Raw genomic sequence first — 25,574 nt, 5'->3', positions numbered from 1 at the left:
CCTCACACCCGCCCTCAACCCAAACACCACCACACCCTCGCCGATGGCCGAAAGGCATGACACAATTGCAGCACGATACCCCTTCTTAACGGACCTCCTTGATGCAATTCATCGATCTGAAAACCCAATATCGTCTGATCCAGGATGATGTCAAAGCGCGAATCGATCGGGTCCTGGAGCATGGCCAATACATCATGGGTCCAGAAGTGGAGGAGCTTGAGGCCGCACTGGCGACATTCGTTGGTGCGCGACACTGCATCGGTCTATCGAGTGGGACCGACGCCTTGCTCGCCGCCCTAATGGCGCTCGAAATTGGGCGAGGCGACGAAGTGATCACTACCCCATTCACTTTTATTGCGACGGGTGAAATGATCGCTTTGCTCGGGATCAGGCCTGTCTTCGTTGATATCGATCCCGTGACCTATAACCTCGATCCGAATCGTATCGAAGCAGCCATCACGGGGCGGACCCGCGCCATCATGCCCGTTTCGCTTTATGGTCAGTGCGCGGACATGGATGCGATCCAAGCCATTGCAACGGCACACCGCCTTCCCGTGATCGAGGATGCGGCACAGAGTTTTGGAGCGTCCTACAATGGGCGGCACTCGTGCAACCTATCAACCATCGGCTGCACCTCCTTCTTTCCCGCAAAGCCACTCGGTGCGTACGGTGATGCGGGAGCCTGCTTTACCAATGACGCTGACTTAGCGAAGCGTATCAAGGAGATTCGTAACCATGGACAGGATCGGCGCTACCATCATCCTCGGCTCGGTTTGAATGGACGCCTGGATACGTTGCAAGCCGCCATCTTGCTCTCCAAGTTGCAGCTGTTTCCTGACGAAGTTGAGGCACGGAGTCGACTCGGTGCGCGTTATTCGGAGTTACTGCAGGAACGAGGCGCTCACTCCAGTGCCAGCACTGAGGAGAGCCCCGTGTTAACCCCCTTCATCACCCCACACAGGACATCCGTCTTTGCGCAATATACGATCCAACTCGAACAACGCGAGCTGGTGAGTGAAGCACTTGCTCGCGACGGGATTCCGACCGCGGTTCATTACCCGATCCCGCTCAATGAACAGCCTGTGTTTCAATCGAGTATCGGCCAATGCCCCACTCCTGTCAGCGATCGGATCGCACAACGCGTCTTGAGCCTGCCGATGCATCCCTATCTGACCGATGCGGATCAGATTCGAATCGCGGATGCCGTAGCCCGTGCCACTGGTCTCCGACTCTGATCAGTGCGCTGGAAACAGGGCTGGATCCAACGTTACCGATTGGTTCTCAGGGGCACAGGATCTAAGGGGGTTCGTTGAAGGGGAGTCCGGCGGGATCTCACTAAGCCGAAACTGTCTCCGGTCAGGCGCGGAGGCTGCGCAGACAACGCCTGACTCAGAGCAACACTAAGTTGTCGCGATGGATGACCTCTTCGTCATCGAAATAACCAAGGATCGATTCGAACAGATTCGACGATTTCCCCTTGATCCGACTCACTTCTAAAGCGTCATAGTTACTGAGACCACGGGCAATTTCCCGGCCTACTTCGTCCGTGCAGGCGACCACTTCACCACGGTTGAAGGCGCCCACCACCTCCTTGATCCCAACAGCGAGCAGGCTCGTACCCCGCTCACGCAGTGCCTTAACCGCCCCATCGTCGAGGATGACACGCCCACGGACCTGAAGATGTCCTGCTAACCACTGCTTGCGAGCAGCCTGCGGGCCCTGGAATGGAACCAAAAGGGTACCGACCCCCTGCCCTTCGCCAATTCGCGTGAGCACCTGCTCAGCACGACCTGGGGCAATGATGGTCGGGGTGCCCGAACGAGCCGCCAACCGCGCCGCTCGAACCTTCGTCACCATCCCACCTGTACCCAATCCATTGGCGCTTCCGCCAGCGACTTGATCCAGGTGTGGATCATCGACGCGCGTCTCCGAGATCAAGCGCGCATCCGCATGCAGGCGCGGGTCCCGATCGAACAGGCCATCCTGGTCAGTGAGAAGAATGAGCAGATCCGCCTGAATCAAATTAGCCACGAGGGCCGCCAAGGTATCGTTGTCTCCGAACCGTAGCTCATCCGTCGCAACGGTATCATTCTCGTTAATGATGGGGATGACGCCGAGCTTTAGGAGTGTTCGCAGGGTACTGCGAGCATTGAGATAGCGTGACCGGTCGGCAAGGTCATCACGAGTCAACAGGACCTGGGCGGTATGGTGACCCCGTGCTTGGAAACAGTCTTCGTAAGCCCGAACCAACCCCATTTGGCCGATTGCCGCAGCCGCTTGCAAGGCATGTAACGCCTTCGGGCGGACACGCCAGCCCATCCTGACCATCCCCTCGGCAACGGCTCCAGAGGAGACTAAGACAACCTCTGTGCGCGAATCACGTCGACGCGAGATTTGCTCCACCCAAGGTACAAGAAGGCTACGGTCGAGTCCGGCACCATCACGCGTCAAGAGCGCACTGCCAATCTTGACCACCCACCGTCGCGTGAATGGCAACATATCCCGAGAGATCATCTAACCGCCCTCCTCGCCTCTCTCCAGACTCAGTCCAGCGGATGCCATTCCGATGCGGCCGGCCCCTGAGGTGATTCACCTTGATGGTCCGACTCATCCCCCTGCCCTGCTTCCCGCACAGATTCATCAAGCGCCGCCCGGTGCTCGAGCTGCCGCATCAGATCCTCGAGCAGAGGTTTGGTCCCTTCTCCCGTCAAGGCGGAAATTCCATACACGGGGGCACACCAATTGAGCTCGCTCAGGATCCTCGCCTTGCGCTCCTGGTACTCATCCGGTTGCAGGCAATCGATCTTGTTGAGCACCAACCAGCGCTCCTTCTGCTCCAAACCGGCTCCAAAGGCCACCAGTTCGCTTTCGATCTGACGCACCTGCAGGACCGGATCGTGTGAATCATCCATCGGAGCGAGATCCAGGACATGCAGCAACAAACGTGTCCGCGACAAATGTCTCAGAAACTGACTGCCCAAGCCGGCGCCCTGTGCGGCGCCAGCGATGAGTCCTGGAATATCCGCAATCACGAAACTGCGATCTTGAGCCAGACGCACCACACCGAGATTGGGATACAGGGTGGTAAAGGGGTAATCGGCGACTTTCGGCCGCGCACTGGAGACTTGACGAATCAGCGAGGACTTGCCGGCGTTCGGAAGGCCCAATAGACCGACATCCGCAAGCAGACGTAATTCCAAATGGAGATCACGGCGCTCGCCCGGGGTGCCCGGTGTACATTGCCGTGGGCTTCGATTCGTACTCGATTTGAAACGCGCGTTTCCGATGCCGTGAAAGCCGCCCTGCGCCACCAAGAGACGCTGACCGGGTTCGAGCAACTCGCCAATCATCTCGCCGGTTTCACGCTCCAGCACACGGGTTCCGACCGGAACTCGGATCTCAAGGTCGAGCCCGGCTCGTCCCGTCATGTCGCGTCCCATTCCATTGCGACCGCGCTCAGCCCGATGGACACGTCGATCGCGCAGATCGACGAGCGTGTTCAGATTCGGATCCGCGAGGAGAAAGACACTTCCGCCATTGCCCCCGTCTCCCCCATTAGGACCACCTTTCGGAATGTATTTCTCGCGTCGAAAGCTGACACACCCACTGCCGCCATCACCTGCTTCGACTCTGATAAAGGCTTCATCAACGAATTTCATAACACTGCAACCCCCCAACGCAGAACGAAAAGAGCCCCGCCGAATCGACGGGGCTCATCTCACCCTAGCGTTGTCCCCGACGCGAGTGAGTCAGAGATCCGCGGCTTCGGCAGGCTTCTCGATCACGGTCACGAACTTCCGGTTTTTCGGACCTTGTTCGACGAATGCGACGGTGCCATCACGGAGCGCAAACAGGGTGTGATCTCGGCCGCAACCCACGTTCACACCGCTATGAAAGCGTGTGCCGCGCTGCCGCACGATGATGGCCCCGGCCTTGACTGCCTGTCCACCAAAGACCTTGACGCCGAGTCGCTTCGATTCAGAGTCGCGACCGTTCCTTGAACTACCACCTGCTTTTTTATGTGCCATGGTGTGCTCTCCTGGTCAGCCAGCGCTGATCGATGTGATCTTCAGTGCAGTGAAGGATTGCCGGTGTCCCTGACGCTTCAGGTGGTGTTTGCGGCGCCGGAATTTGACGATCATGACCTTTTTCCCCCGGCCATGGCGCTCGACGGTCGCCGTCACTTGGCCACCGGTCACGTAGGGCTGACCTACCTTGATCTCATCGCCATCGGCCAGAAGCAGAATCTGGTCGAAGTTGACTGTTGTCCCTTCCGCAGCCGACAACTTCTCAACTTGAAGAGTATCGCCTTCCGAAACCCGGTATTGCTTGCCACCGGTTTGAATGACCGCATACATGCCTGAAGATCCCCGCAACCAAAAAGGCGCTCGTGGCGTCATGCGCCGAGATAAAAAGAAGCGGAATCTTATCGAAGCTGATGAGGTTGGTCAAGGCCAGATCGCTTTCCAGCTCGACACATGAGGCTCGAAGACAGATACTGTTCACCAGCAGACCACAGTTCGCCGCAGCTCAACACACCCTCCTGGGACGTGCCGTGCCCGCACTGGGCGTGTTCGGATCAGCGAACTCAAGCTGAGCAACGGATCATCAGAACCAAAACACCCATTCGCCCACCCATGCGCCGTGAACAATCACCCAAACCACAGTACACTGACCTGGACACGAGAGATCACGGCAGGCGCGGCGCAGTCGACCCTAACAGGGTCCACTGAACGAGCCCACCCGAACAGAACCGGCTCACAGCAGCGCATGAACAAACGATCAATCCAGCTACCAGTCAACTTGACAGACCGAGACCCCACACCTAGCATCCGCGGCCACTCATTGACGGTCCATCGCATCCATGGATATCACGAAGCTACGACAACCCGTCGCTGAGGACGTAAAGGCTGTCGATGCGCTGATCCTGCGGCGACTCCACTCGGACGTCGTTCTGATCAATCAAATCGGCAACTACATCGTCAACAGTGGTGGCAAACGTCTCCGCCCCTTGATCGTTCTCTTGGCCGCACGCGCCTGTGGCTATCATGGTTCACAGCACATCGATCTCGCGGCAGTCGTTGAGTTTATTCACACCGCAACCCTGCTTCACGATGACGTTGTCGATGCTTCTGAGTTACGACGCAGTCGTGAGACGGCCAATATGGTCTGGGGCAATGAAGCGAGTGTCCTGGTTGGGGACTTTCTCTACTCCCGTGCATTCGAAATGATGGTCGATGTCGGCAAGATGCGGGTGATGGACATTCTCGCGCATGCGACCAATCGCATCGCCGAGGGTGAGGTGTTGCAGCTCCTCAATACGCGCGATCCAGACACCGACCAGGCGCGTTACATGGAGGTCATCACGCGGAAGACCGCGACGTTGTTCGAGGCCGGTGTCCGTTTGGGAGCGGTGTTAGCGGACTCAAGTCCGGAGATCGAGGACGCCACGTCGAGTTACGGCCTGAACGTTGGGATTGCCTTCCAGCTCATTGATGACGCGCTGGATTACAGTACCGATAACACCGAGTTGGATAAAAACGTGGGGGATGACCTGGAAGAGGGGAAACCCACCCTTCCGATCATCCGTGCGATGGCGGTCGGGAACGAGACACAGCGCTCCCTTCTGCGTCAGGCGATCGAGCATGGCGGTCGTGAGCGGATCGATGCCGTCATCGAGGTGATTGCATCAACCGATGCCATTCAGTACACTGTAGAGCTTGCGGAAGAGTATGCACGCAAGGCCATCGAGGCCCTCAAGGTGTTACCTGAAAGTCCCGCACGAGATGCTATGGAGACCCTCGCCGTCTTCTCGGTCACACGACGGCACTAGTTGATCCAGGCATCAAAACGCATCGTTCTCGGGGTGTAGCTCAGCTTGGTAGAGCGCTGTCTTCGGGAGGCAGAAGTCGCTGGTTCGAATCCAGTCACCCCGACCAAACACAATCCGAAACCAAATCCAGAGTCGGTCATATTCATCCGGCTCAATGGATCCTGGTTTGATTCCAATCCCCCTCTCCTCGGTGATCACCGTCCAGGTGATCGCGTCGTTCAGTTCCGCCTGGGTGAATCAGTCACGCATCCGCCCGTGCCTTCAATTCGAATGGTTCGCTGGACCCAGTCGCATACGCAGGTGAATGCTAGCGAGCATGAGCAGCACATTGATCACTCCAACCACGACGAACGGTGCCCTCGGATCGACACGGTCGAAGAGATAACCGCCAATCGGGGTGATCAATAGGATCCCGACGGCACCGGCGACATTGAACGCACCAAGCACTGCCCCGCGCTCGCCAACGGGTGCTTCCTGACCAATCAAAGACTGGCCTCCAAGGTAGACACTGATCTGACCGATTCCAAGCAGGACGAAAAAGATCGGACCCAAGGATGAGAAAGGGTCTGACAAGGCCAAGAGACCGAGGTTGCCCAACGCCGCCAGTGCCATGCAAATGGCTAAGCCCGTCACCCGGTCAATGCGATCAAGCAAGGGGCCGAGAATCGGTGCCCACACCAAGGCCGCAATCTGCGCGATGACGAAGATCATGGTCCCACTCATCACTGCCGCGGCGGATTCCATCCCGACGGCCTTGCCCGCGAGTGTTCCCCACAACACCAAAAAGATGGCGTTCACCGATTGATCGCCGCGAGCAATGAAGGCCGAACTGTACGCCAGTGCAATTCGTGGATTGCGCCCCCGCGCGAATCCTCGCCGGAGCAAATCGCGAACGCTCGGACGATCCTGTGTCCGCACCGGAAGACCCGGCTTCAGTCCCCAGAGAATCAGGACCGCAACGGCGACGGCCAGACCGGCAACCATGAAGTGCGTGATGCGACCGGCCGCGATGCCATCATACCCGGCGTTGACCAATACCTTTGGCAAGGCACCGAAACCCTGGCTGATGAGCACAATTCCTAGGCCACTCATGACTCCGACGATCGCCACGAGTTTTCCGCGCGACCGCTCGGCCGGATAGTCCGCCAGCACGGTCGACAAGCCACCAGCCACCGCGACGACGCCGATGGCATAGAGAATGCGGTACAAATAAAGAGTTTCGACCGATCCGGCGAGAGGATAGAGGACATAGGTCAAGGCCAACACCAGGAAGCCCGCGGCATAAACACCACGGCGTCCGATGCGATCCATGAGCACCCCGGCGGGCAAAAAAAGCAGCAAGGTGATCATTTCGGTCAAAAAGACCAAATTGCCGCTGACCGAGCCCTGTACGGCCTCAGGGACACCAAGGTGTTCATTGAGGATATAGGTCTGCCCGATCGAGATGAAGATCATCAGTCCGATCGAGAAAAAAGCCACCACCAGGAAGCTCCAGCCGTGTCGCGGAAGCACGGTCGGCGCCAAGGCGATGGGGCCAATATGGTAGGTCCGATCTAGGTCATGCATGATGCGCGCGCCTCGCGGCAGATCGTGATTCAATCACAGGGTTGGGGCAATGGATGCCTGTTGTAACCGTTCCAGATCACGGTCACGCATCCCGAGAAGATACAGAATGCCGTCGAGCCCGACGTTCGCGATCGCGTGGCGTGCCTGCTGCGTCACGATTGGCTTGGCATGAAATGCAATCCCGAGTCCGGCGATGGCCAACATGGGAAGGTCGTTCGCGCCATCGCCAACCGCGATCACCTGCTCAAGGCGAATCCCTTCGTGGGCCGCGATTTCGCGTAACAATTCCGCTTTGCGCTGCCCGTCGATAATCTCACCGGTCACGACCCCCGTGAGTCGCCCGTTGCAAAATTCCAACTCGTTGGCGTAGACATCATCCACCCCAAAGCGGCGTTTGAGATGCTCGGCGAAGTAGGTGAAGCCGCCCGACAAAATGGCAATCCGGTAGCCAAGCTGCTTGAGGCTGGCGATCAAACGATCGGCACCTTCCGTGATCGGCAGGCGGTCAGCGATTTCCGCAAGCACCGCCTCATCAAGACCTTCGAGCAAGGCAATACGACGCCGAAAACTCTCCTTGAAATCGAGTTCACCGCGCATGGCTGCCTCCGTGATGGCGGCAACCTCGCAACCCACTCCAGCCACCTTGGCGAGCTCATCGATCACCTCCGTCTGAATCAAGGTCGAGTCCATATCGAAGCAAACCAGACGGCGGTTGCGCCGAAAAATATCATCCTCCTGAACAGCTACATCCAAACCGAGCACCTGCCCCAGAGCCAGTAACGAGGCATGCAAGTCGGAGATCGTCGAGACCGCGCCTCGCAGTGAGAGCTCGACACAGGCGAGAGGTTGAGCCGCCGGACTCCGGCGCGAGATCCGCCCCGAGAGTCGTGAAATCCGATCCACATTGAGCTGGTAGTCCGCGACGACCGCCGAGACCTTCGCGATTTGTTCCGAACTGATCTCGCGGCTGATCAAGGTGAGGATGTGTCGCGGTTGCCCTTGCTCGGCGACCCATCGCTCGTAGTCTTCTGGATCGATCGGCGTGAAACGCAGGTCCAGGCCCATTCCATGGGCCTGAAAGAGCAGGTCACGAAATACGGGACAGGCCCTCCCATCGGGAGGGAGTTCGATGAGTAAACCCAGTGCGAGGGCGTTGTGAATGGTCGATTGGCCGATATCGAGAACGGGCACACTGTAGCGTGCCAGGATCTCGGTCAAGGCTGCCGTGATTCCAGGTCGGTCCACTCCAGATACATTGATGAGCACGATCTCAAACATGCGCGCCACTCCCCCTGGTCCGCCCCCGCACCATCGGGCTGGGCACCGTCATTGGACTGAGGTCACGCCTGTCGGGGGACCTCAAGCAGGGTCTGCGCAAGATCGATACAGCCCGTTTTAAACCCGGTCTCACAGTAGGCAAGATAGTAGTCCCACATCCGCCGAAAGCGCGCATCATAACCGAGCCGGACGACTTCTTGCTCCGCGGCGTGGAACGCCCGGCGCCACCGCCGGAGTGTCTCGGCATAGTCCAAGCCAAACCAAGCAGTCTCGCGGATCAGCAGTCCCGCCGATGCGGCCTCGGCTTGCAGGCGTTCGGGTGTCGGTAACATGCCACCGGGGAAAATGTAGAGCTGCACAAAATCAGGTTGCCGACGATAGATCGGAAAATCGTCCTCGTTGATGGTGATCACCTGCAACGCGATTCGGCCACCGGGCCGCACCAGGCTTCTCAGTGTTTGATAGTAAACCGGCCAAAAGGCCTCGCCGACGGCTTCCATCATCTCGATCGAGACCGCGTGATCGAACTGACCCTGGATGTCTCGGTAGTCTTGCAAGCGAAATTCAGCCCGATCAGCGAGTCCGGCCGTCGCCAGCCGCTCGCGCGCATAGACGAGCTGCTCACGCGAGAGTGTCACACCTGTCACACGCAAGCCCCGGCGTGCCGCCAATTCGGCAAATCCACCCCAGCCACACCCGATCTCGAGGATGTGCTCGCCCGGTTGCGCTCCCAGCGCATCCAGCAACCGGTGATATTTCCGCTCCTGCGCCGTCTTCAGGCTGTCGTTCTCGAAGTCCTTGAACACAGCAGAGGAGTAGGTCATGCTCGCATCCAGCCAGCAGCCATAGAAGTCGTTGCCCAGATCATAGTGGTGGGCGATGTTGCGTCGGCTATTGAGCCGATGATTATCGCGCAGTCGATGCGTGAGGCGGTCCCATAAGCGTGACCAGCGCATCCCACGCGGACCAGCGCCAAGATGCTCCAAGTTGTCGTATAGCACCTCCAGCAAGGCCGCGAGATCCGGCGTCGACCAGTATCCCTCGACAAAGGACTCGCCAAAGCCCACTTCACCGCGCGTGAGCAGGCGACTCGCCATCTTCAGTGGTTCCCTGATTTCCATTGTGCCGCTGGCACCAGGGAACCGACCGCGATGCAGGGTCGCGCCACCATCGGGATAACGAAGGAAGAGCTGTCCAAATGCCAGTTGGCTGCAGAAGCCATTGATCAGACGGTTAGACCAACTCAATCGACGTCGAACGGGTTCTTCGATCAGTTCCTCTGCGGACATCAGGAGATCTCCTTTGCGGGCGGAGCGGGCTTTGCATGATACGTCCCTCCTTTCAGCCAAATTTTCAACGCCTGCCAATGAATCATGGCAACCACCTTCAGCGTCAAAAATGGGTAGGCGAACGCGGCATGCAGGAGCCGACGATCGGTCATCCGTTCCGCGGTGCCTTGCTGCACCGCCACCAACATCAAGGCGTCATCTTGGTACTCGCGAATCACGATGCCATGACGCTCGCCATGACGCGAAAAACGAAAATGATAATCCGCATTCATATCGACAAAGGGTGAAACATGAAAATCCTTGGTGTGTCGATGCCGAATCGGCCAGTGCATTGAGGTGCCGTTGTGATGCAACAGATAGCTGTGCGCCTCGCCGAAGGTGTTGTTCACCTCACACAGCACCGCGACCGGCTGGCCGTCCTGATCGAAACAGGTCCAGACGCTCAAGGGGTTGAACACGAAGCCGAGAACCCGGGGGAAACACTGGAGTTCGACCCGACCGATCTCACCATCGAGGCCAAACCGACGCAGCCGTTCCATCAGCCAGGGCCGCAACGACTCACCGTTCCGTGGCCCATGATCGCGGTCGTGGAACGAAAAGAGATTGAAGCGGTTGTAGGAGAACCAGCGACAGTCACCCGCAACCTCGGCGATGCGGTCGATATCAATCAACAGACTGAAGACTCGATAGACAAAACGATAACGCACTGGAAACAAACGCCGGTGCATGACGTCACCAAAAATCAAGCAACCCGCGTGGGCACTCATGGCGACCCCACCGATGCCACATCATCGATTCGCCCTGAGGACGTAGTCTGCTGGGATGGCGCGGCTGGCTGCATGGAGAGGTCCTGCCACGGGGGGCGGACTCCAAAACCCTCCGCAACCGACACCGCGGCGCGCAAGCCATCCTCATGAAAGCCATAGCCGAGGTAGGCGCCGCTGAACCAGAGGCGGTCCCGACCCTGGATCTCACCGATCCGCTGCTGCGCCTCGCCAGCCGCCCGATCGAACATCGGGTGCTCGTAGGTCAGTTCGGCCAGGATCGTCTCCCGACGTGGCGGTCGACGGGGGTTGAGGCTGACGAAGACATCAGGATCCCGTGGCAGATCCTGCAGACTGTTCATCCAATAGGTGACGGTCACAGTGGACGCCTGACTCCCTGCATCGGACTGTTCGAGATAGTTCCAGGACGACCACACCCGCCGACGCTGTGGCATCAAGGTCCGATCCGTGTGCAGAAACACCTGATTCGTCTGATAACTGAAGCAACCCAAAATCTCGCGCTCGAGCGTGCTAGGCGTGTCGAGGATGGCGAGAGCTTCGTCCGCATGGCAGCCCATCACGACGGCATCGAAGACCAGCCGCTCGCCTGCGGTGGTGTGAACCTCCACGCCACCCTGATCGTTGCTACGGACGATCCGATCCACGGCGGTGTGCGTCAAACAGCGTCCCCGGAACCGGGCCAGCATGGCTTGCACATAGGCTTGACTCCCGCCGCGCACGGTTTCCCAATCCGGTCGATCGACCAAATCCAAAAGGCCGTGGTTGGCGAAAAAGCGCGCGAAGCTCAGGAAGGGGAAGGCCCGCATCTGCTCCGTTGGGCAAGACCAAATGGCGGCGGCCATAGGCAACAGGTAGTGGCGGGCAAAACGCTCCGAGTAACGACCACGAGTGAGAAACTCGCCTACGGTCAACTCGCGATCGGCGGAAGACCGCAGAAAGGATTTTGCCGCCGCATTGAAGCGCAGAATCTCAGTCACCATCCGCAGAAAGCCTAAGTCGAAGAGATTCGCGCGTGCGCCGAAAAGGGTATTGAGATTGTCTCCACCGTACTCGATTCGCCCGCCCTCGACGCTTGCCGAGAAGGACATGCTCGTGGGATAGGTCGGCACACCGAGATATTCGAACAATGAGGTCAACAGCGGATAATTGCGCCGATTGAACACCATGAAGCCTGTGTCGACCGGGAAGGCACCGCGTGGATCCTCAACCTCGATCGTATGGCTGTGGCCACCAACATACGCATTGCGCTCAAGCAGTGTGACTTCATACTGCTCATCGAGCAGCCAGGCCGCGGCGAGTCCACCAATTCCGCCCCCAACGACACCCACTGATTTAACAGACATCCGAAATGATCCTAATCCATTGCGTCATAGATGACTCCCGTTCAGACTGGTGAACACACAGTCGTTCCAACCCCGGACACCCGCTGCCGACAACCGCGCGGTCGTGTCCTAAACCCGGCTGGGAACGGTAGCCCGAAGATGATTCTAGGGAGCAGACAGGCCAGCGCGAATCAATGTATCCATGCGCGTCTTGGCCGCCTCCCAAGCAGGACTCCCAACACCCCCGCGCGCGAACAGCTCCATCAAGCCATAAGCGGTCGCGCGCTCGTCGTCGTCAAGATCCTGAAGCTTCGTCAGCTTGAACAGACAACCCGCACGCTGAAATTCCAGTGTACTGACTAAGGCATAGAGCGTCAGCGCGGCGGCGGATTCAGGGGCATTCTCAATCAACTCGAGCGTCCGTTCGAGGGGGTTATTCATAAGCATCATGGGCGATTTTATCCCAACACAGATCGATTCTGGCGATCAGCGACGATTCGATCGCACCGACATGGCGCACCGCTCCATCCGAACCGCTCTCTACTCACCCGCGATCGTCATGGAATCAATCAGCCATGAGCCCGTTCGTGTACTTCCGTCATAGTCGCAATCATTTCCAATCCCGACTAAGCCGGCATACATGCGTTTGAGATTTCCCGCAATCGTGATCTCCTCTACGGGATACTGAATGACACCGCCCTCGACCCAGAAACCGGCCGCACCGCGCGAATAATCACCCGTCACCGGATTCACCCCGTGACCCATGAGCTCGGTTACCAGCAAACCCGTATGCATCTCGCGCAGTAGGCCATTGCGATCCAATTCACCCATCTGGACCCGTAGGTTCCGCACACCACCGGCATTCCCGGTCGTTTGCATCCCAAGGCGACAGGCCGAGTAGGAATCCAGGATATACGTCTGCAAGATGCCATCGCTGATCAGGTCCTTCGAGCGTGTCGCCACGCCATCGCCATCGAAGGGCGCGCTCGACAATCCCCGCGGCAGCAGTGGTTCTTCATGAATTCGGACGAACTCCGGAAAAACCCGCTCACCGATCCGATCGAGCAGGAAGCTGGTGCGGCGATAAATGTTCGCGCCCTGGATCACCGACATCAGACTGCGGACCAGTCCTGTTGCAATCTCTGCCCGAAAGAGGACCGGCACCGAGCAGGTTTCGATTCGGCGTGCACCGAGTCGCGCCACGGTTCGTTCTGCCGCGCGCTCACCTACCACACGCGCGGCTGTGAGATCCGTCGGTGCGCGGGCACTGGTCCACCAGTGGTCGCGTTGCAGGCTCTGGCCCTGCTGGCCGATCACCGCACAGCTTAGGCCGTGGCGGCTCGTTGGATACCCAGCGACGAAGCCATGGCTGTTACCGTACACCTTGATGCCCGTATGGCTCGACAGACTCGCCCCTTCGGAGTTCACGATGCGCGCGTCATAACCGCGCGCCGCGTCCTCGCACTCGGTCGCAATCGTGATGGCCTCCGCAACCTCGAGTGGCCAGGGATGATAGAGGTCGAGGTCGGGGAGATCCGTGGCCATCAGCGCCGCGTCAGCGAGATGCGCGCAGGGATCTTCCTGCGTGTGCGTGGCAATCGAGCAAGCGGCCCGAACAGCCTCGCGCAGGGCTGTCGTGCTCAGATCGGAGGTCGTCGCGGAACCTTTACGATGGCCAAAATAGACGGTGACTCCCAGACCATTGTCACGGGTATGCTCGACGGTCTCGACCGACCCCAGTCGCACGGAAATCTCGAGTCCGGCACTGCTGCCGACGGACGCCTCGGCGGCCGTCGCACCGCGTTGCTTCGCCTCTTTCAGTAGGTCCTCGACCGTCTGCATCAGACGCGCGAGCCGTTGTGACGTCTCTTCAGTCGAATCGATCGGCATGCTTTATCCTGTCCAATCTGGATGCAAGGGGAAAATGGGGCGCACGCACACTCAGGTCTGCGTGCCACCGACGGTGAGGCCGTCGATCCGCAGCGTTGGTTGGCCGACGCCGACAGGGACGCTTTGCCCCTCTTTGCCACAGGTTCCAACGCCGTCATCAAGGCGGAGATCGTTGCCGATCATACTGACCCGGGTCAGGACGTCTGGACCGTTACCAATCAGGGTTGCCCCTTTCACGGAACGACCGATCTTTCCCCGCTCGATCAGGTAGGCTTCGCTCGCCGAGAAGACGAATTTTCCCGAGGTGATGTCGACCTGGCCACCGCCGAAATTGACCGCGTAGAGCCCCTGATCGACCGAAGCAATGATCTCTTCTGGATCGCGATCACCCGCCAGCATGTAGGTATTCGTCATCCGTGGCATCGGCAGATGCGCATAGGATTCACGCCGGCCGTTTCCAGTCGAGCGGGTCCCGGTGAGCCGAGCATTAAGCTTGTCTTGGAGGTAGCCACGCAGGATGCCATCCTCGATCAGCACCGTGCGCTGCGTCATGGTCCCCTCGTCATCCATGTTAAGCGATCCGCGACGGCCCGGCAGTGTCCCATCATCGACGACCGTCACTCCCGGCGCGGCGACACGCTCACCGATGCGACCGGCAAACGCCGAACTGCCCTTGCGATTGAAATCGCCCTCGAGGCCATGCCCAACGGCCTCATGCAGCAGGACGCCAGGCCAACCCGAGCCGAGCACCACGGTCATGGTCCCGGCGGGAGCTTCGCCAGCTTCGAGATTCGTCACCGCCAGCCGCACGGCCTCGCGGGCGAACGACATGGCCCGATCTTCCATAAGGAAATATCCGAGGTCCGCGCGCGCGCCACCGCCGGCCGAACCCTGCTCCCGTCGCCCATCAGACTCCACCACGACATTCACATTCAGCCGCACCAAAGGCCTCACGTCAGCCGCGAGTGAACCGTCGTCAGCCAGGACGAGAATGGTGTCCTGGACCGCGACCACGCTCGCCACCACCTCGCACACGCGTGGGTCGGCACGCCGCGCTTCGGCATCGACCCGCTTCAGCAATGCGATCTTCTCGGGGTCTGGCAGACTGACAATCGGATCGATCGGGTGATAAAGCTGCTGCGGATGCGACACTGTTCCGATCCGCGTGGTGGCGCATTGTCCCTGGCGCGCAATGGCACGCGCGGCGTTGGCCGCTTGCGCCAGGATGGGCAAGCGCAGCTCATCGGAATAGGCGAATCCGGTTTTCTCGCCACTGATGACGCGCATCCCCGCACCCTGCTCGATGCTAAAGTTACCGTCCTTAATGATTCCGTCCTCAAGAATCCAGGATTCGAGCCGACTGGTTTGAAAATAGAGATCAGCGGCGTCGACGGTTGGCCCAATCAACATGCCAAGCAATCGATCCAAGTCAGCGTCGGTCAGATTGGCGGGTTCGAGAATACGACGGCGTGCGATTGAAACAGGATCAGTCATCATCATGATTTGGTCGTGAGGCTCCGTGAAGTTCGGCGTCGCATCAGAGACATCGAGGGGATCTGGCCCCGCAAATCAACTCTTCGGAACCGCCTGGGTTCGAAACAGATTGCGGTCTCAAGCGCGGCATTTCAAACGACGGTGCTCGATCGTCGGGAAATTTCGCCGAACCGACTCCTGATAATCCTCGTCAAGGGCACTGCAGATGAATCCCGATCCCCGTGGCACCTGCGCGAGCACGGTCCCCCAGGGGTCAACAATCATGCTGTGGCCGTGTGTCTCGCGGCCACTGATGTGAAACCCACCCTGTGCCGCCGCGATCACGTAGGCGAGGTTTTCGATCGCCCGCGCACGGACCAGGGTCTCCCAATGGGCCTTGCCCGTAATCGAGGTGAAGGCCGAGGGGATGGCCAGGATCTCCATGCCACGGTCGAGCATCTGTCGAAACATCTCCGGAAAGCGCAGGTCGTAGCAGACCGCGACCCCCATGCGTCCAAATGGGGTCTCGAGCACCACCGTCGCATCCCCGGCCTCGATGGTCGCCGACTCCTGATAGCGTTCATTCCCCTCGGGGAGACAGACATCGAAGAGATGGACCTTGTCGTAGCGCCCGACCTGCTCTCCTCGGTCATCGAAGACGAGGCAAGCGGCGCGGATCTTCCCGGCATCGTGAGCCACCATCGGGATGGTCCCACCCACCAACCACACCCCCTGTTGTCGGGCGACGCGCGCAAGAAAGGACTGCAATGGACCATCACCTTCCTCCTCGCGCAACGCGAGTTGATCCTGGTCACGCTTACCCATGAAGGCAAAGTTCTCCGGCAGCACCACCAGACCAGCGCCTTTGTCGCGCGCCGCCTTGACGAGCCGTTCTGCCTCGAAGAGATTGGCGTTGACGTTTGGACCCGTCGCCATCTGAACCGCACCGACCTTCGGTTTCATCTTCATACTCATGTCACGATCACATCCCCGGCATCCGCTCGCGGGCCATCTCGTCTCAGCCGCGCATCAGGGAACGATACCACCCCAACGAACCGGCTGAAACACCGTGTTTCGGGTTCCACTCAATCCAGAAATAGATTCCGTGGCGCAGTGGAGTCCGATGGAACAGGACCAGAGGAACCAGGCTCAGAGGCACCCCCCCGATCTGCTCCGACTGCCGGATCCCAGCCCATCCCGCGCACCTCGGGATCGGTCCAGGAACCGGTGATCCGATACTGGTAACGACCGAGACGATCGAGTGGGTTGCCCGCGAGACGATCGACAAGATAGACGGCGGCACCAAGGATCGGCCCACCGGCAACGGCGCCTGCGAGAGCGACGCTCGAACCCAAACGCGGTTCGACGATGACCGTCTGATCGAACTGCTGATGCACCAGGTCACTTTCACCGCTGATGATCAGCTGACTCGCCGGACCATCGATCGTGAAGTCCCGGAGCAACGCACGGCCCTCGCCGACGCGAATCCGCCCCTGCATATCCTCGAAGGCAAATCCCTGGCCATAGAGATCGGTGAAGTCCATCGACAGGCGCCGTTTCAGGGCGTTGAGATTCAGCACCCCCAGGATGCGTCCCAGTCCAGGCTCGACCTCCAGCAGTCGCCCCGGCCCCACGTCCAGATCGATGAAGCCGTGCGCCCGGGCAAGATCGAAATCATCCAAACCACCCGGCCAGTTCAGCAACAAGCGTGCCTGCAATGGCGCATCCTCGAGTTGATTCCGCGAATCGATCGCCTCCAAGAGCGTCCCCGTATCCGTGGTTGTGATCGCCAGCGATAACTCGGTTTGCCCACCCTCCTCGTTGGCGCGCCAAGACGCCTCGCCGTCGACCGACAGCAGACCAGTACCGGAGAGCGCGATCCTGGGAACTCGCACGAGAAAAGGTGCGGCACGCAGCTCCAGCGCCAGTTCTCCCAACGGCAGCTCGCCCCAGCGCAGGCGCTCGACCCGGAGGTCGAACGAGGGCAGCCCATCGTCTCCCGCAACCTCGCCATGAGGCCAGGTCTCGGCTCCGGTCGTGCGCACGCTACCGGCCCAGACGGCGCGCAGATCGAGATCATTCAACGACACATCAACCGGCTGCTCCGGGAGCCCGGAGATGCGCACACGACCAGACAAGGCGGGCGCCTGCACCTCGGCGAGCCAGCCCATGGTCCTTGGATCACCTGTTCGGTTGCTCTCTCGACCCAACCCGGTCGCGACCGCGCCGGGGTCAGGAGCCACCCTCAGGTCAACGTCACTGAGATTCACGCCACCCACCAGCAGATGATCAATTCGCAGCGTGGCCGCGCCACCCCCTTGAGTTGGAGACCATGCCATGCCATCGCTGTTCGCGAGCCGGTCCCAGATCTTGCGCCAGGCCGACAGATCGAGTTCCTCGAGCTGCCCGGAAACGATGATCCCGGGCTCCCGCGCAACCGGACTCGCCCCTTCGCCAGCGCGGATGGACAGCCGTTCGAGACGCGCGGGGGAAACCCCGAGATCGAGCCACAGATCCCCCGCCAGTGCCCCCAGCTCACCAAGCAGCTGGAGCGAACGCGCGGGCACGAGGGTTCCGGCGACATCCAGGCTGCGACGGATCTCTGCCGTCTTCGCCAGCGGTTCGGGCAGCTCGATCGCCAACCCCTGCAAATCGGAACGCAGCCGAAACGCGAGCGGAAACGGGTCGTTTTGGATCTCATGAGCAGGCAACTGAACATCCAAGTCCCATGCGAGTTGCCCATCGAGCAGGTCCCAAGCCGGGCTCGGAAGACGTCGCGCGAGTTCGGAGACGGGAGTCGCGGAACGCGCCTTGAACTGGATGGAGGACGACTCTGAATCTGCGGGGTGATGGGTTTCGATCGTCAGACGCAGCGGATGGCCCCAGAACTGCGCCGTGATCTCATCGGCGGTGAGGCCCTGCTGATCAAAGCTGACCCCCCCGAGCAGATCCGTGAGGACCAGGTTCGTTCCGCCGATTCCCAACGTCGCCGGGCGCGGCCACGTCAACCACCCGGCCACGCTGCTCCGCGAGAGATCACTGAAGGGCAGATCGATCGCCAGGCGCAGCCGCGACTCACCATGCACCTCCAAGTGCTCACTCAGCCGGCCCAACGTCGTGCGCAACGGTGAGTCCGCCAAGGCCCGTAGCGTATCGACGAAGGGCCCCTCCACCGCGGCACTGATTGTCATCCGCTGCTCACCCCATAGATCGGCAAGATCGGCGCGTGCCTCAACCAGCCGACTGTCGAGGATCTGGCCATGATCGAGCTCGATCCTCAGGGATTCATTCTCGAACTGCAGCCGCCCTGCCGCTTGCGTGATCACCGGCCAGTCCGCGAGGTAATCAAAGACCACGTCCTCAAGATCCAATATGAGTTCGAAACGCCCTTCATCACCATGAAAGGGGTAGGCGGCAAGGGGACCGCGGAGCACCAGATCGGCCTGCGGGATGCGCCCCCCCTGGATTGCCCGCTCAAGCCAGGCAATCAGTTCAGGACGCATGATGCCAACGGGGAGATAGGTCCGCAGCTGAGAGCCCTCGGCATCGTGGAAGCTCGCACGCAGATCCAGATGCGGGCTCGACCCGTCGTTCGGAACCTCGAGCAGCATCCGCGCGCGTCCGGCTAGGTGCGCGTTCTCGAAGGTCAGATTCCGCACCATGAGACGCGCGGGCTCATCGAGCGCGTGCCGCCATTGCAGCCGACCCGCCACACGGTCAAGCGCGAGGGGCTCACTGAAGAGTGGATTGAGATCCAGTTGCAGTGCGTGCGACCCCAGCCAGGCCTCCGCACCTCGCGCATCGAGCCGCAACTGAGCCTCCAGTCCGACCACGCCGGGCAGCACCGCCGTGCGCCGCCACCCGAGCCCACGCCCCACCGCCGAAGCCGTCCACTGCGCATCCCCCCAAGCGGACTTGCGATCATCCTGCCAGGCGACATCCAGGCTGATCTGATCGAGCTGCCCATGTGGTTGCGCCGCATCCAGGCTCTCGAGGATCTCGGCAATCGCGGTCGGAACCTGGAGTTGACTCACCCAGGCGCCGGCCAGGCGCGTCAGCACATCGAACTCCCAGGGGCGGCTCGTCACCCGCAGCCGCTCGGGGCGGTGATCCTGATCAAGGTCGAGATCCAGTTCCAGGCGGGGCAGCCGATCGGTCGTGGCGAGGCGACCGAGCAGATCACGCGCCTGGAGTTGCCAACCGCCGCCGCTGCGCGGCATCAGCCGCAGCCGCCCAGTCACCTGCTCGAGCCGGTGCGGCGACATCGATGAGGCATCTGGTGCCACCGCGCCCCCGCCAAGGCCCGTCAACTCGAACCAGGCCAACGCCTGATGCAACCGGCCGGCATCGATCCGCAGCCAGTGCTCCAAGCGCACGCGCGCGGCATCGAGGTCGAGGTCGAGGTCATCGAAACGATGCACCTGCGGGATCGTATCGCGGACCGCGGCATCGAGGTGTGCGTAGGCACGCCCGGTCCAGGATGCCGGGTCGGTCACCGTGCCGTTGAATTCAGCGATGACGTCCAGCTGGCTGAGCGTCCGTGAGGACCCGTCTGCTCCCATCGAGCGCAGGCTCGGGTCCGGGTCAGAGGGCCCATTCTGCAACCCGGCGTTCACGGCCAAACGAAACCCTGAGTTCAGCGTGAGCAGACGCAGATGGACATCCTGCAGGCGCAGCCCCATCGGTGCCATGCGATCTCGTTCGTCCCGCATGATCACCTCGTCGAATCGCAGTTCGACCCGAGCCCGAGCCAGCATCGCTGCGATCGCGGGTGATTCCTCGCCGTGCATCCGCTCAAGGCCATCCACCCGCAGGCGCCCCTCGGAATCCAGACGAACCGTCACGTGCGACCCGGATAGCCCCACACGCCCGATGCGCGGCGACGCACTGAGCAGTGAGGCGAGCGGGTCCAGCGTGAACTCCAACGACGTCAGTTCCAGCGCCCGCTGCCCGTGCCGTGGATCAGTCAGTAGAATGTCGCGCACCGTCAGACGCGGTCGCCCGCCGTGGAAGCGCACGTCCGCGCCGCCCAGTGTCACCTCGTAGCCGAGGGCTGCGCCGACGACCTCGGCGATCCATCTGTTATCGGCATCGCTCATTGGAAGCGCGAAGCGCGCGACGACCGTCATCAAGGCGATCACAGTCAGGAGGATCAGTCCCAGAGCCCCCAGGAGCCGCCCCAATCCGCTCATCCGCGCACGCCACATCCTCATGCACGCTCGCTCCACCCATCCCCGTTCAGATCAAGACCACGTCGAATTGCTCTTGCGTGTAGAGCGCCTCGGCCTGCAGACGAATCGGCCGTCCGATGAAGGCTTCGAGTTCGGCCAGATGCGCGGACTCTTCATCGAGCAACCGATCGATGACCTCTGGAGAGGCCAGGACGAGGAGGGTTTCCACATCGAATTGTCGCGACTCGCGCAGGATCTCACGGAAGATCTCGTAAGAGGTCGTTTGCGCGGTCTTCACGGAACCACGCCCCATGCAGTAGGGGCAGGGTTCACAGAGCACATGTTCGAGCGACTCGCGTGTGCGCTTACGTGTCATCTCCACCAGCCCCAGCGACGAGACCTCGGTGATGTGCGTCTTGGCATGATCCCGGGCGAGACATTTTTCCAATGCGCGAAGGACTTGGCGTTTGTGCTCATCCTCGGTCATATCAATGAAATCAATGATGATGATCCCACCGAGATTGCGCAGCCGGAGTTGCCGGCAGATGGCCTGGGCTGCCTCCAGATTGGTCTTGAAGATGGTCTCCTCGAGGTTGCGATGCCCGACGAAAGCCCCCGTGTTCACATCGATCGTCGTCATGGCCTCGGTCTGATCGATCACCAGATGACCACCCGATTTGAGCTGTACCTTCCGTTGCAGGGCCTTGCGAATCTCTTCTTCCACGCCGTAGAGATCGAACAAGGGACGCTCACCCTGGTAGTGATCGATGCGGTCCTTGATCTCAGGAATGTATTTCACCGCGAAGCCGCGGGCTTTATCGACCATGGCACTGGAGTCGACCCGCACACGCTCGACCTCGGGGGTGACCAGGTCCCGTAATGCACGCAAGGCAAGTGGCAAATCATCATGAATCAAGCCGATCTCGGTTGCCGCGCTGCAGCGATCCTTGATGCCGCGCCAGAGCTTGGCCAAAAAAGCCATGTCACGGCACAGCGCCTCCGCCGTGACCCCATCGGCAGCGGTCCGGGCGATGAACCCGCCGTCATCGCTGTGAGTCTCGACGTATCCCTGGAGGATTTCGCGCAGACGGCGGCGCTCCTGATCATCCTCGATCTTCTGTGACACCCCGGTCGTACCGAGCGCTGGCATGCAGACGAGATAACGGGAGGCGACCGAGATATTCGTGGTCAACCGCGCCCCTTTCGAACCGAGCGGATCCTTCACGACTTGCACGATGAGGCGATCGCCCTCGCGCACCAGTTCCGTGATCTGATCACCTCGAGTCTCTCCTTGGGGGCCGACGATGTCCGAGGCGTGCAGAAAGGCCGCACGCTCGAGACCAATATCGACAAACGCGGCCTGCATCCCGGGCAGCACGCGGCAAACCCGCCCCTTGTAAATGTTACCGACTAAACCACAGCGCTCGGCGCGCTCGATAATGATTTCCTGCACGACACCGTTTTCAACCACGGCGACCCGTGTCTCCGGCGGTGTCACATTGATCAGGATCTCTTCGCTCACAAGTTCATTGTCCGTCGCTCGCTTGCAGTGGATGTCGTCCCGGCCCATCACCAGCCGCGACAACCGGGCACCGCGACCCTGAAGGCCGCCCAACCGGCTGTGCGTGGCGGAGCCTGCTCATGATGCTCGGTCTGCCCCCCGCGCTTGGATCCGCGCCGCCGCGGCCAGGACATCGACGCCGGCGGCGGCGAGCAACTGAGCCGTCTCCAACAAGGGCAAGCCCATGACGCCGCTATAGCTGCCCTGGAGCCGCTCGACGAATACGGCACCGAGCCCCTGAATGCCGTAGGCTCCGGCCTTGTCGAGCGGTTCGCCCGTATCGCAATACTTCAAAATTTCAGACTCCGTCAGGGCTCGAAAGGTCACCTGATTGACGCTCAGGGCCTGCTGCTCACGTCCTCCAGCAATAAGGGTCACGGCGGTGAACACCTCATGCGAGCGACCCGCAAGCCGCCGCAGCATCCTGACCGCCGCCGCTCGATCGCCCGGCTGACCAAGAATGCTGGTGTCCAGCACGACCGCGGTGTCGGCCGCCAACACCGGTAACGATGCGGCAGCCGGTCGGGCCGCACAACCCGCACGCGCCTTCGCCGCCGCGACCCGCCTGACATAGGCCGCTGGCGGCTCAAGGGGTCGCGGCGTCTCGTCGATCGCAACCTCGATGACGAGCGCGCGCACACCGATCTGTTCAAGCAAAAGACGCCGCCGTGGCGAGCGTGACGCCAGATAAACCCGCGGCTCCCCCTCGCAACCGATCATCGGATTCAGCTCTCCCCTGCGCGGTGATAAGGATGTCCCCGAGTCAGACTCCAGGCCCGATAGAGTTGCTCGGCCAGGATGACGCGCACCAAGGGATGCGGGAAGGTCAGACGCGACAGCGACCAGCGCTGTTCCGCGCGCGTCAGACACGTCTCGGCCAACCCATCAGGCCCCCCCACCAAGCAGGCGACATCGCGTCCGCCCGCCAGCCAAGAGGTCAATTGAAGGCTCAATTGCTCGGTGCTCCAGGGTTCGCCCCGAACGTCGAGCGCGATCACGCGCGCGCCCTTGGGAATCGCTCGTAACATCCGTTCCCCCTCCGCGGCGCGTGCACGCACCGGGGGCTCCGCCTTACCCCGCGCGCCAGGCTCGATCTCGTGCAGGACGAGCGCGCACTCGGGTGGCAAGCGTTTGGCATAGTCACCGTAGGCCGTCTGCACCCATTGTGGCATGCGACGACCGACTGCGATCAGATGGACCCGCATCGACTCACGATCCTGTCGCACCCTGGGTATACTGGTCACCCATTATCTGACCTCGATTGATACAGCTGCCCATCATGCCAGATTCGCGTACCCGACTCACCGACCTCGCCAACCGCCGCATCCTGATCCTCGACGGCGCCATGGGCACCATGATTCAGCGTTACGACCTCACCGAGGCCGACTATCGTGGCGCGGCCTTCAAGGACTGGCCATCCGACCTCAAGGGCAACAACGATTTGCTCTCCCTGACCAAACCCGAGGTGATCCGCGCCATCCACGATGCTTACCTGGAGGCTGGCGCCGACATCATTGAAACCAATACCTTCAATGGCAACCGTCTCTCCCAGGCCGATTACGGTCTCGGGGCGCACACGTGCGAGATCGTCACCGCCGCCGCCCGCCTCGCCCGTGACGTCGCTGATGCCTGGACCGCAAAAACCCCCGAGAAGCCGCGGTTCGTCGCCGGCGTGCTGGGTCCCACCAGCAAGACCGCCAGCATCTCACCCGACGTCAATGATCCAGGTGCCCGCAATACGCACTTCGACGAACTCGTGCAGGTGTATGCCGAGGCGACGCGCGCGCTGCTCACCGGTGCGGTCGACCTCATTCTCATCGAGACCATCTTTGATACTCTGAATGCCAAGGCCGCGGCGTTCGCCGTTGACCAAGTCTTCGAGGAGGACGGGGTGGTGCTGCCCGTGATGATCTCAGGGACCATCACCGATGCCTCGGGGCGCACCCTCTCCGGTCAAACCGTCGAAGCCTTCTACAACAGTTTGCGGCACGTCAAACCCTTCGCGATCGGACTGAATTGCGCACTCGGACCCGATCTGTTACGCCCGCACGTCGAGGACATGGCGCGGATTGCCGAGTCCTACACCACCTTCCATCCCAATGCCGGTCTTCCAAACGAAATGGGGGGCTATGACATGACCCCACACCAAATGGCCGAGCACATCGCAGAGTGGGCGACATCAGGCTTTCTCAACATCGTCGGCGGATGCTGCGGCAGCACGCCCGAGCACATTCGCGCCATCGCCGAGGCGGTGGCGGGCCAGCCGCCACGCCAGCCGCATTGCGCCGATCACCGGATGCGTCTATCCGGCCTTGAGGCATTCAATGTCGAGGCCAGTCCAGGACCGGCCACCGATTGAAACCAATGCAGGAACCGAGGCGGTGATCTCGGGGCCTGTGATCAGAGATCACGAAGCTGCTCTCGGATCCAGTTCTCGACACGCTGATTGACCTCCTTCGGAGTCATTCCAGCGCAATCGATCGGGTCACCGATCACCAGCGTGATGGTGCCGGGGAAACGCCAGATGGAGCGGGCCGGCCAACAGTGGCCCGCATTGTGAGCGATGGGCACCACGCGCCGACCGGCTCGGCAGGCCAACATGGCGCCGCCGGCATTGAAGCGTCCGACCGTTCCAGGTGGTTGGCGGGTGCCCTCGGGATAGATGACCACGCTGATCCCCTCTTCGAGCCGCTCTTGACCAACGCGCAGAATGTTCTTCAAGGCTTGACCGGGTTGCCCACGATCGATCGCAATGGGGCGTAACAAGGCCAAGGCCCAACCAAAGAAGGGCACCCATAGGAGTTCCCGTTTGAGCACGGTCGCTTGCGGCATGAAGAGCAACTGCAGGTAGAAGGTCTCCCATTGACTCTGATGATTCGAGAGCACCACCACCGCCTCGCCTCGTGGGAGCTTTTCGCTCCCCCGCACCCGAATCTCGACACCATTGAGCACACGCAACAACCGCATGGTTGCCTGTGTCCAATGATTGACGAAGCGATACCGTTGTTCGAAGTTCTGAAACGGGGCCAAGGCCAGCGACACGAGGCTATGCAGGATCCCCATTAGATTGTAGAGCAGGACGAACAGCAGGCTCCGCACCCGAATCCCGAGCGTCACCGGCACCGGGCACTGGTCACGCGTGGCGGCATCCCTCACGGGCGCGATCACTTCTGGTTCATTCATCGAGGATTCCGAGACGCTTCTTGGTGTTGGACATCGGGGCTGATTGGCACGCATCGGGTCTGCGGCAATGCCCATTCTGCCGGCGCATGGCGATGTCGTCGTGGGGCCAAAGACCAGCCAGAACACCTGCAACCCCAAAGACGCCCGCAAGACGCCCAAGCGAGCGCGCCGGCCTCATCATCCGCTTGGATTAGACTTGGCGAAAGGCAAGACCGCGACTAGG

At 60.8% G+C, this 25,574-nt stretch carries 21 protein-coding genes, 1 tRNA gene and 1 pseudogene; 5 read left to right on the top strand and 18 right to left on the bottom strand.

The window, feature by feature from the left end; genetic code table 11:
• The first annotated feature begins 101 nt into the window (after positions 1 to 101).
• On the top strand, positions 102 to 1,235 hold the full coding sequence (locus tag CKO25_RS15120; protein ID WP_200388778.1) for a DegT/DnrJ/EryC1/StrS family aminotransferase: 1,134 nt from the start codon (positions 102 to 104) through the stop codon (positions 1,233 to 1,235).
• Between the two features lie 154 nt (positions 1,236 to 1,389).
• Here CKO25_RS15120 and proB read toward each other — a convergent pair whose 3' ends face one another.
• The 4 genes from proB to rplU all read right to left on the bottom strand — a co-directional run bounded on the left by proB (position 1,390) and on the right by rplU (position 4,358).
• Entirely contained in the window at positions 1,390 to 2,514 is a 1,125-nt protein-coding gene (gene proB, locus CKO25_RS15115) for a glutamate 5-kinase (protein WP_200388777.1), read from the bottom strand.
• Between the two features lie 29 nt (positions 2,515 to 2,543).
• Positions 2,544 to 3,659 (bottom strand): Obg family GTPase CgtA, encoded by a 1,116-nt coding sequence (cgtA, locus tag CKO25_RS15110; protein ID WP_200388776.1) that lies wholly within the window; start codon positions 3,657 to 3,659, stop codon positions 2,544 to 2,546.
• A gap of 90 nt (positions 3,660 to 3,749) precedes the next feature.
• A complete protein-coding gene (rpmA, locus tag CKO25_RS15105; RefSeq protein ID WP_200388775.1) occupies positions 3,750 to 4,028 on the bottom strand; it encodes a 50S ribosomal protein L27 in 279 nt (92 codons plus the stop codon).
• A gap of 15 nt (positions 4,029 to 4,043) precedes the next feature.
• Positions 4,044 to 4,358 carry a 50S ribosomal protein L21 gene (gene rplU / locus CKO25_RS15100; protein WP_200388774.1) on the bottom strand — a complete coding sequence of 105 codons (315 nt, stop codon included), beginning with the start codon at positions 4,356 to 4,358 and terminating at the stop codon, positions 4,044 to 4,046.
• Between rplU and CKO25_RS21635 the strand changes: the two genes are divergently transcribed.
• From CKO25_RS21635 to CKO25_RS15090, 3 genes are all read left to right on the top strand, one after another.
• Positions 4,357 to 4,482 carry a hypothetical protein gene (locus CKO25_RS21635; RefSeq protein ID WP_276569038.1) on the top strand — a complete coding sequence of 42 codons (126 nt, stop codon included), beginning with the start codon at positions 4,357 to 4,359 and terminating at the stop codon, positions 4,480 to 4,482. The genes rplU and CKO25_RS21635 overlap by 2 nt on opposite strands.
• A gap of 382 nt (positions 4,483 to 4,864) precedes the next feature.
• Positions 4,865 to 5,833 carry a polyprenyl synthetase family protein gene (locus CKO25_RS15095; RefSeq protein WP_200388773.1) on the top strand — a complete coding sequence of 323 codons (969 nt, stop codon included), beginning with the start codon at positions 4,865 to 4,867 and terminating at the stop codon, positions 5,831 to 5,833.
• A gap of 29 nt (positions 5,834 to 5,862) precedes the next feature.
• A tRNA-Pro gene (locus tag CKO25_RS15090) sits at positions 5,863 to 5,939 on the top strand.
• A 155-nt stretch (positions 5,940 to 6,094) separates the two neighbouring features.
• Here CKO25_RS15090 and CKO25_RS15085 read toward each other — a convergent pair.
• The 13 genes from CKO25_RS15085 to rlmH form a co-directional block, all read right to left on the bottom strand.
• Complete coding sequence (locus tag CKO25_RS15085) at positions 6,095 to 7,399, bottom strand: MFS transporter (RefSeq protein WP_200388772.1); 1,305 nt, start codon at positions 7,397 to 7,399, stop codon at positions 6,095 to 6,097.
• A 33-nt stretch (positions 7,400 to 7,432) separates the two neighbouring features.
• Complete coding sequence (gene serB / locus CKO25_RS15080; RefSeq protein ID WP_207162319.1) at positions 7,433 to 8,677, bottom strand: phosphoserine phosphatase SerB; 1,245 nt, start codon at positions 8,675 to 8,677, stop codon at positions 7,433 to 7,435.
• Between the two features lie 62 nt (positions 8,678 to 8,739).
• Positions 8,740 to 9,966, bottom strand: a complete 1,227-nt coding sequence (locus CKO25_RS15075; RefSeq protein WP_200388770.1) for an SAM-dependent methyltransferase — start codon at positions 9,964 to 9,966, stop codon at positions 8,740 to 8,742.
• Positions 9,966 to 10,733: a DUF1365 domain-containing protein gene (locus CKO25_RS15070; protein WP_200388769.1), complete on the bottom strand. Its 768-nt coding sequence runs from the start codon at positions 10,731 to 10,733 to the stop codon at positions 9,966 to 9,968. The genes CKO25_RS15075 and CKO25_RS15070 overlap by 1 nt, the downstream gene beginning before the upstream one ends.
• Positions 10,730 to 12,094, bottom strand: coding sequence for an NAD(P)/FAD-dependent oxidoreductase (locus CKO25_RS15065; RefSeq protein ID WP_200388768.1), 1,365 nt, complete (start codon positions 12,092 to 12,094; stop codon positions 10,730 to 10,732). The genes CKO25_RS15070 and CKO25_RS15065 overlap by 4 nt, the downstream gene beginning before the upstream one ends.
• A 144-nt stretch (positions 12,095 to 12,238) precedes the next feature.
• Complete coding sequence (locus tag CKO25_RS15060; protein ID WP_242467642.1) at positions 12,239 to 12,523, bottom strand: hypothetical protein; 285 nt, start codon at positions 12,521 to 12,523, stop codon at positions 12,239 to 12,241.
• A 90-nt stretch (positions 12,524 to 12,613) separates the two neighbouring features.
• A complete protein-coding gene (pmbA, locus tag CKO25_RS15055; RefSeq protein WP_200388767.1) occupies positions 12,614 to 13,963 on the bottom strand; it encodes a metalloprotease PmbA in 1,350 nt (449 codons plus the stop codon).
• 51 nt (positions 13,964 to 14,014) lie between these two features.
• Positions 14,015 to 15,457, bottom strand: a complete 1,443-nt coding sequence (gene tldD / locus CKO25_RS15050; protein WP_200388787.1) for a metalloprotease TldD — start codon at positions 15,455 to 15,457, stop codon at positions 14,015 to 14,017.
• A gap of 117 nt (positions 15,458 to 15,574) precedes the next feature.
• Complete coding sequence (locus CKO25_RS15045) at positions 15,575 to 16,405, bottom strand: carbon-nitrogen hydrolase family protein (RefSeq protein WP_200388786.1); 831 nt, start codon at positions 16,403 to 16,405, stop codon at positions 15,575 to 15,577.
• A 116-nt stretch (positions 16,406 to 16,521) separates the two neighbouring features.
• On the bottom strand, positions 16,522 to 20,649 hold the full coding sequence (locus CKO25_RS15040; protein ID WP_200388766.1) for a YhdP family protein: 4,128 nt from the start codon (positions 20,647 to 20,649) through the stop codon (positions 16,522 to 16,524).
• A 25-nt stretch (positions 20,650 to 20,674) separates the two neighbouring features.
• Positions 20,675 to 22,129: a ribonuclease G gene (gene rng, locus CKO25_RS15035; protein WP_200388765.1), complete on the bottom strand. Its 1,455-nt coding sequence runs from the start codon at positions 22,127 to 22,129 to the stop codon at positions 20,675 to 20,677.
• 117 nt (positions 22,130 to 22,246) lie between these two features.
• Positions 22,247 to 22,888 carry a Maf family protein gene (locus CKO25_RS15030; RefSeq protein WP_200388764.1) on the bottom strand — a complete coding sequence of 214 codons (642 nt, stop codon included), beginning with the start codon at positions 22,886 to 22,888 and terminating at the stop codon, positions 22,247 to 22,249.
• A 5-nt stretch (positions 22,889 to 22,893) separates the two neighbouring features.
• Positions 22,894 to 23,373, bottom strand: a complete 480-nt coding sequence (rlmH, locus tag CKO25_RS15025; protein ID WP_200388763.1) for a 23S rRNA (pseudouridine(1915)-N(3))-methyltransferase RlmH — start codon at positions 23,371 to 23,373, stop codon at positions 22,894 to 22,896.
• Positions 23,374 to 23,447: 74 nt separating this feature from the next.
• On the opposite strand from rlmH, the pseudogene CKO25_RS15020 reads away from it, so the two are divergent.
• Positions 23,448 to 24,497 (top strand): annotated as a pseudogene (locus CKO25_RS15020) (homocysteine S-methyltransferase family protein); the annotation flags it as partial.
• Positions 24,498 to 24,568: 71 nt separating this feature from the next.
• Here CKO25_RS15020 and CKO25_RS15015 read toward each other — a convergent pair.
• Entirely contained in the window at positions 24,569 to 25,351 is a 783-nt protein-coding gene (locus CKO25_RS15015) for a lysophospholipid acyltransferase family protein (RefSeq protein ID WP_200388761.1), read from the bottom strand.
• Positions 25,352 to 25,574 lie beyond the last annotated feature (223 nt).

Source organism: Thiocapsa imhoffii (assembly GCF_016583985.1).
GTDB classification, from domain to species: domain Bacteria; phylum Pseudomonadota; class Gammaproteobacteria; order Chromatiales; family Chromatiaceae; genus Thiocapsa; species Thiocapsa imhoffii.
This window is presented reverse-complemented; position numbering and strand designations above follow the sequence as displayed.

Bases quoted from the DNA above. Each gene is read 5' to 3' on its own strand.
- CKO25_RS21635 (WP_276569038.1), top strand. From the start codon at position 4,357: ATGCCTGAAGATCCCCGCAACCAAAAAGGCGCTCGTGGCGTCATGCGC.
- CKO25_RS15030 (WP_200388764.1), bottom strand. From the start codon at position 22,888: ATGATCGGTTGCGAGGGGGAGCCGCGGGTTTATCTGGCGTCACGCTCG.
- CKO25_RS15040 (WP_200388766.1), bottom strand. From the start codon at position 20,649: ATGAGGATGTGGCGTGCGCGGATGAGCGGATTGGGGCGGCTCCTGGGG.
- proB (WP_200388777.1), bottom strand. From the start codon at position 2,514: ATGATCTCTCGGGATATGTTGCCATTCACGCGACGGTGGGTGGTCAAG.
- CKO25_RS15015 (WP_200388761.1), bottom strand. From the start codon at position 25,351: ATGAATGAACCAGAAGTGATCGCGCCCGTGAGGGATGCCGCCACGCGT.
- rplU (WP_200388774.1), bottom strand. From the start codon at position 4,358: ATGTATGCGGTCATTCAAACCGGTGGCAAGCAATACCGGGTTTCGGAA.
- CKO25_RS15070 (WP_200388769.1), bottom strand. From the start codon at position 10,733: ATGAGTGCCCACGCGGGTTGCTTGATTTTTGGTGACGTCATGCACCGG.
- CKO25_RS15120 (WP_200388778.1), top strand. From the start codon at position 102: ATGCAATTCATCGATCTGAAAACCCAATATCGTCTGATCCAGGATGAT.
- CKO25_RS15065 (WP_200388768.1), bottom strand. From the start codon at position 12,094: ATGTCTGTTAAATCAGTGGGTGTCGTTGGGGGCGGAATTGGTGGACTC.
- CKO25_RS15095 (WP_200388773.1), top strand. From the start codon at position 4,865: ATGGATATCACGAAGCTACGACAACCCGTCGCTGAGGACGTAAAGGCT.
- CKO25_RS15045 (WP_200388786.1), bottom strand. From the start codon at position 16,405: ATGAAGATGAAACCGAAGGTCGGTGCGGTTCAGATGGCGACGGGTCCA.
- rpmA (WP_200388775.1), bottom strand. From the start codon at position 4,028: ATGGCACATAAAAAAGCAGGTGGTAGTTCAAGGAACGGTCGCGACTCT.
- serB (WP_207162319.1), bottom strand. From the start codon at position 8,677: ATGTTTGAGATCGTGCTCATCAATGTATCTGGAGTGGACCGACCTGGA.
- pmbA (WP_200388767.1), bottom strand. From the start codon at position 13,963: ATGCCGATCGATTCGACTGAAGAGACGTCACAACGGCTCGCGCGTCTG.
- cgtA (WP_200388776.1), bottom strand. From the start codon at position 3,659: ATGAAATTCGTTGATGAAGCCTTTATCAGAGTCGAAGCAGGTGATGGC.
- tldD (WP_200388787.1), bottom strand. From the start codon at position 15,457: ATGACTGATCCTGTTTCAATCGCACGCCGTCGTATTCTCGAACCCGCC.
- CKO25_RS15060 (WP_242467642.1), bottom strand. From the start codon at position 12,523: ATGATGCTTATGAATAACCCCCTCGAACGGACGCTCGAGTTGATTGAG.
- CKO25_RS15075 (WP_200388770.1), bottom strand. From the start codon at position 9,966: ATGTCCGCAGAGGAACTGATCGAAGAACCCGTTCGACGTCGATTGAGT.
- rlmH (WP_200388763.1), bottom strand. From the start codon at position 23,373: ATGCGGGTCCATCTGATCGCAGTCGGTCGTCGCATGCCACAATGGGTG.
- CKO25_RS15085 (WP_200388772.1), bottom strand. From the start codon at position 7,399: ATGCATGACCTAGATCGGACCTACCATATTGGCCCCATCGCCTTGGCG.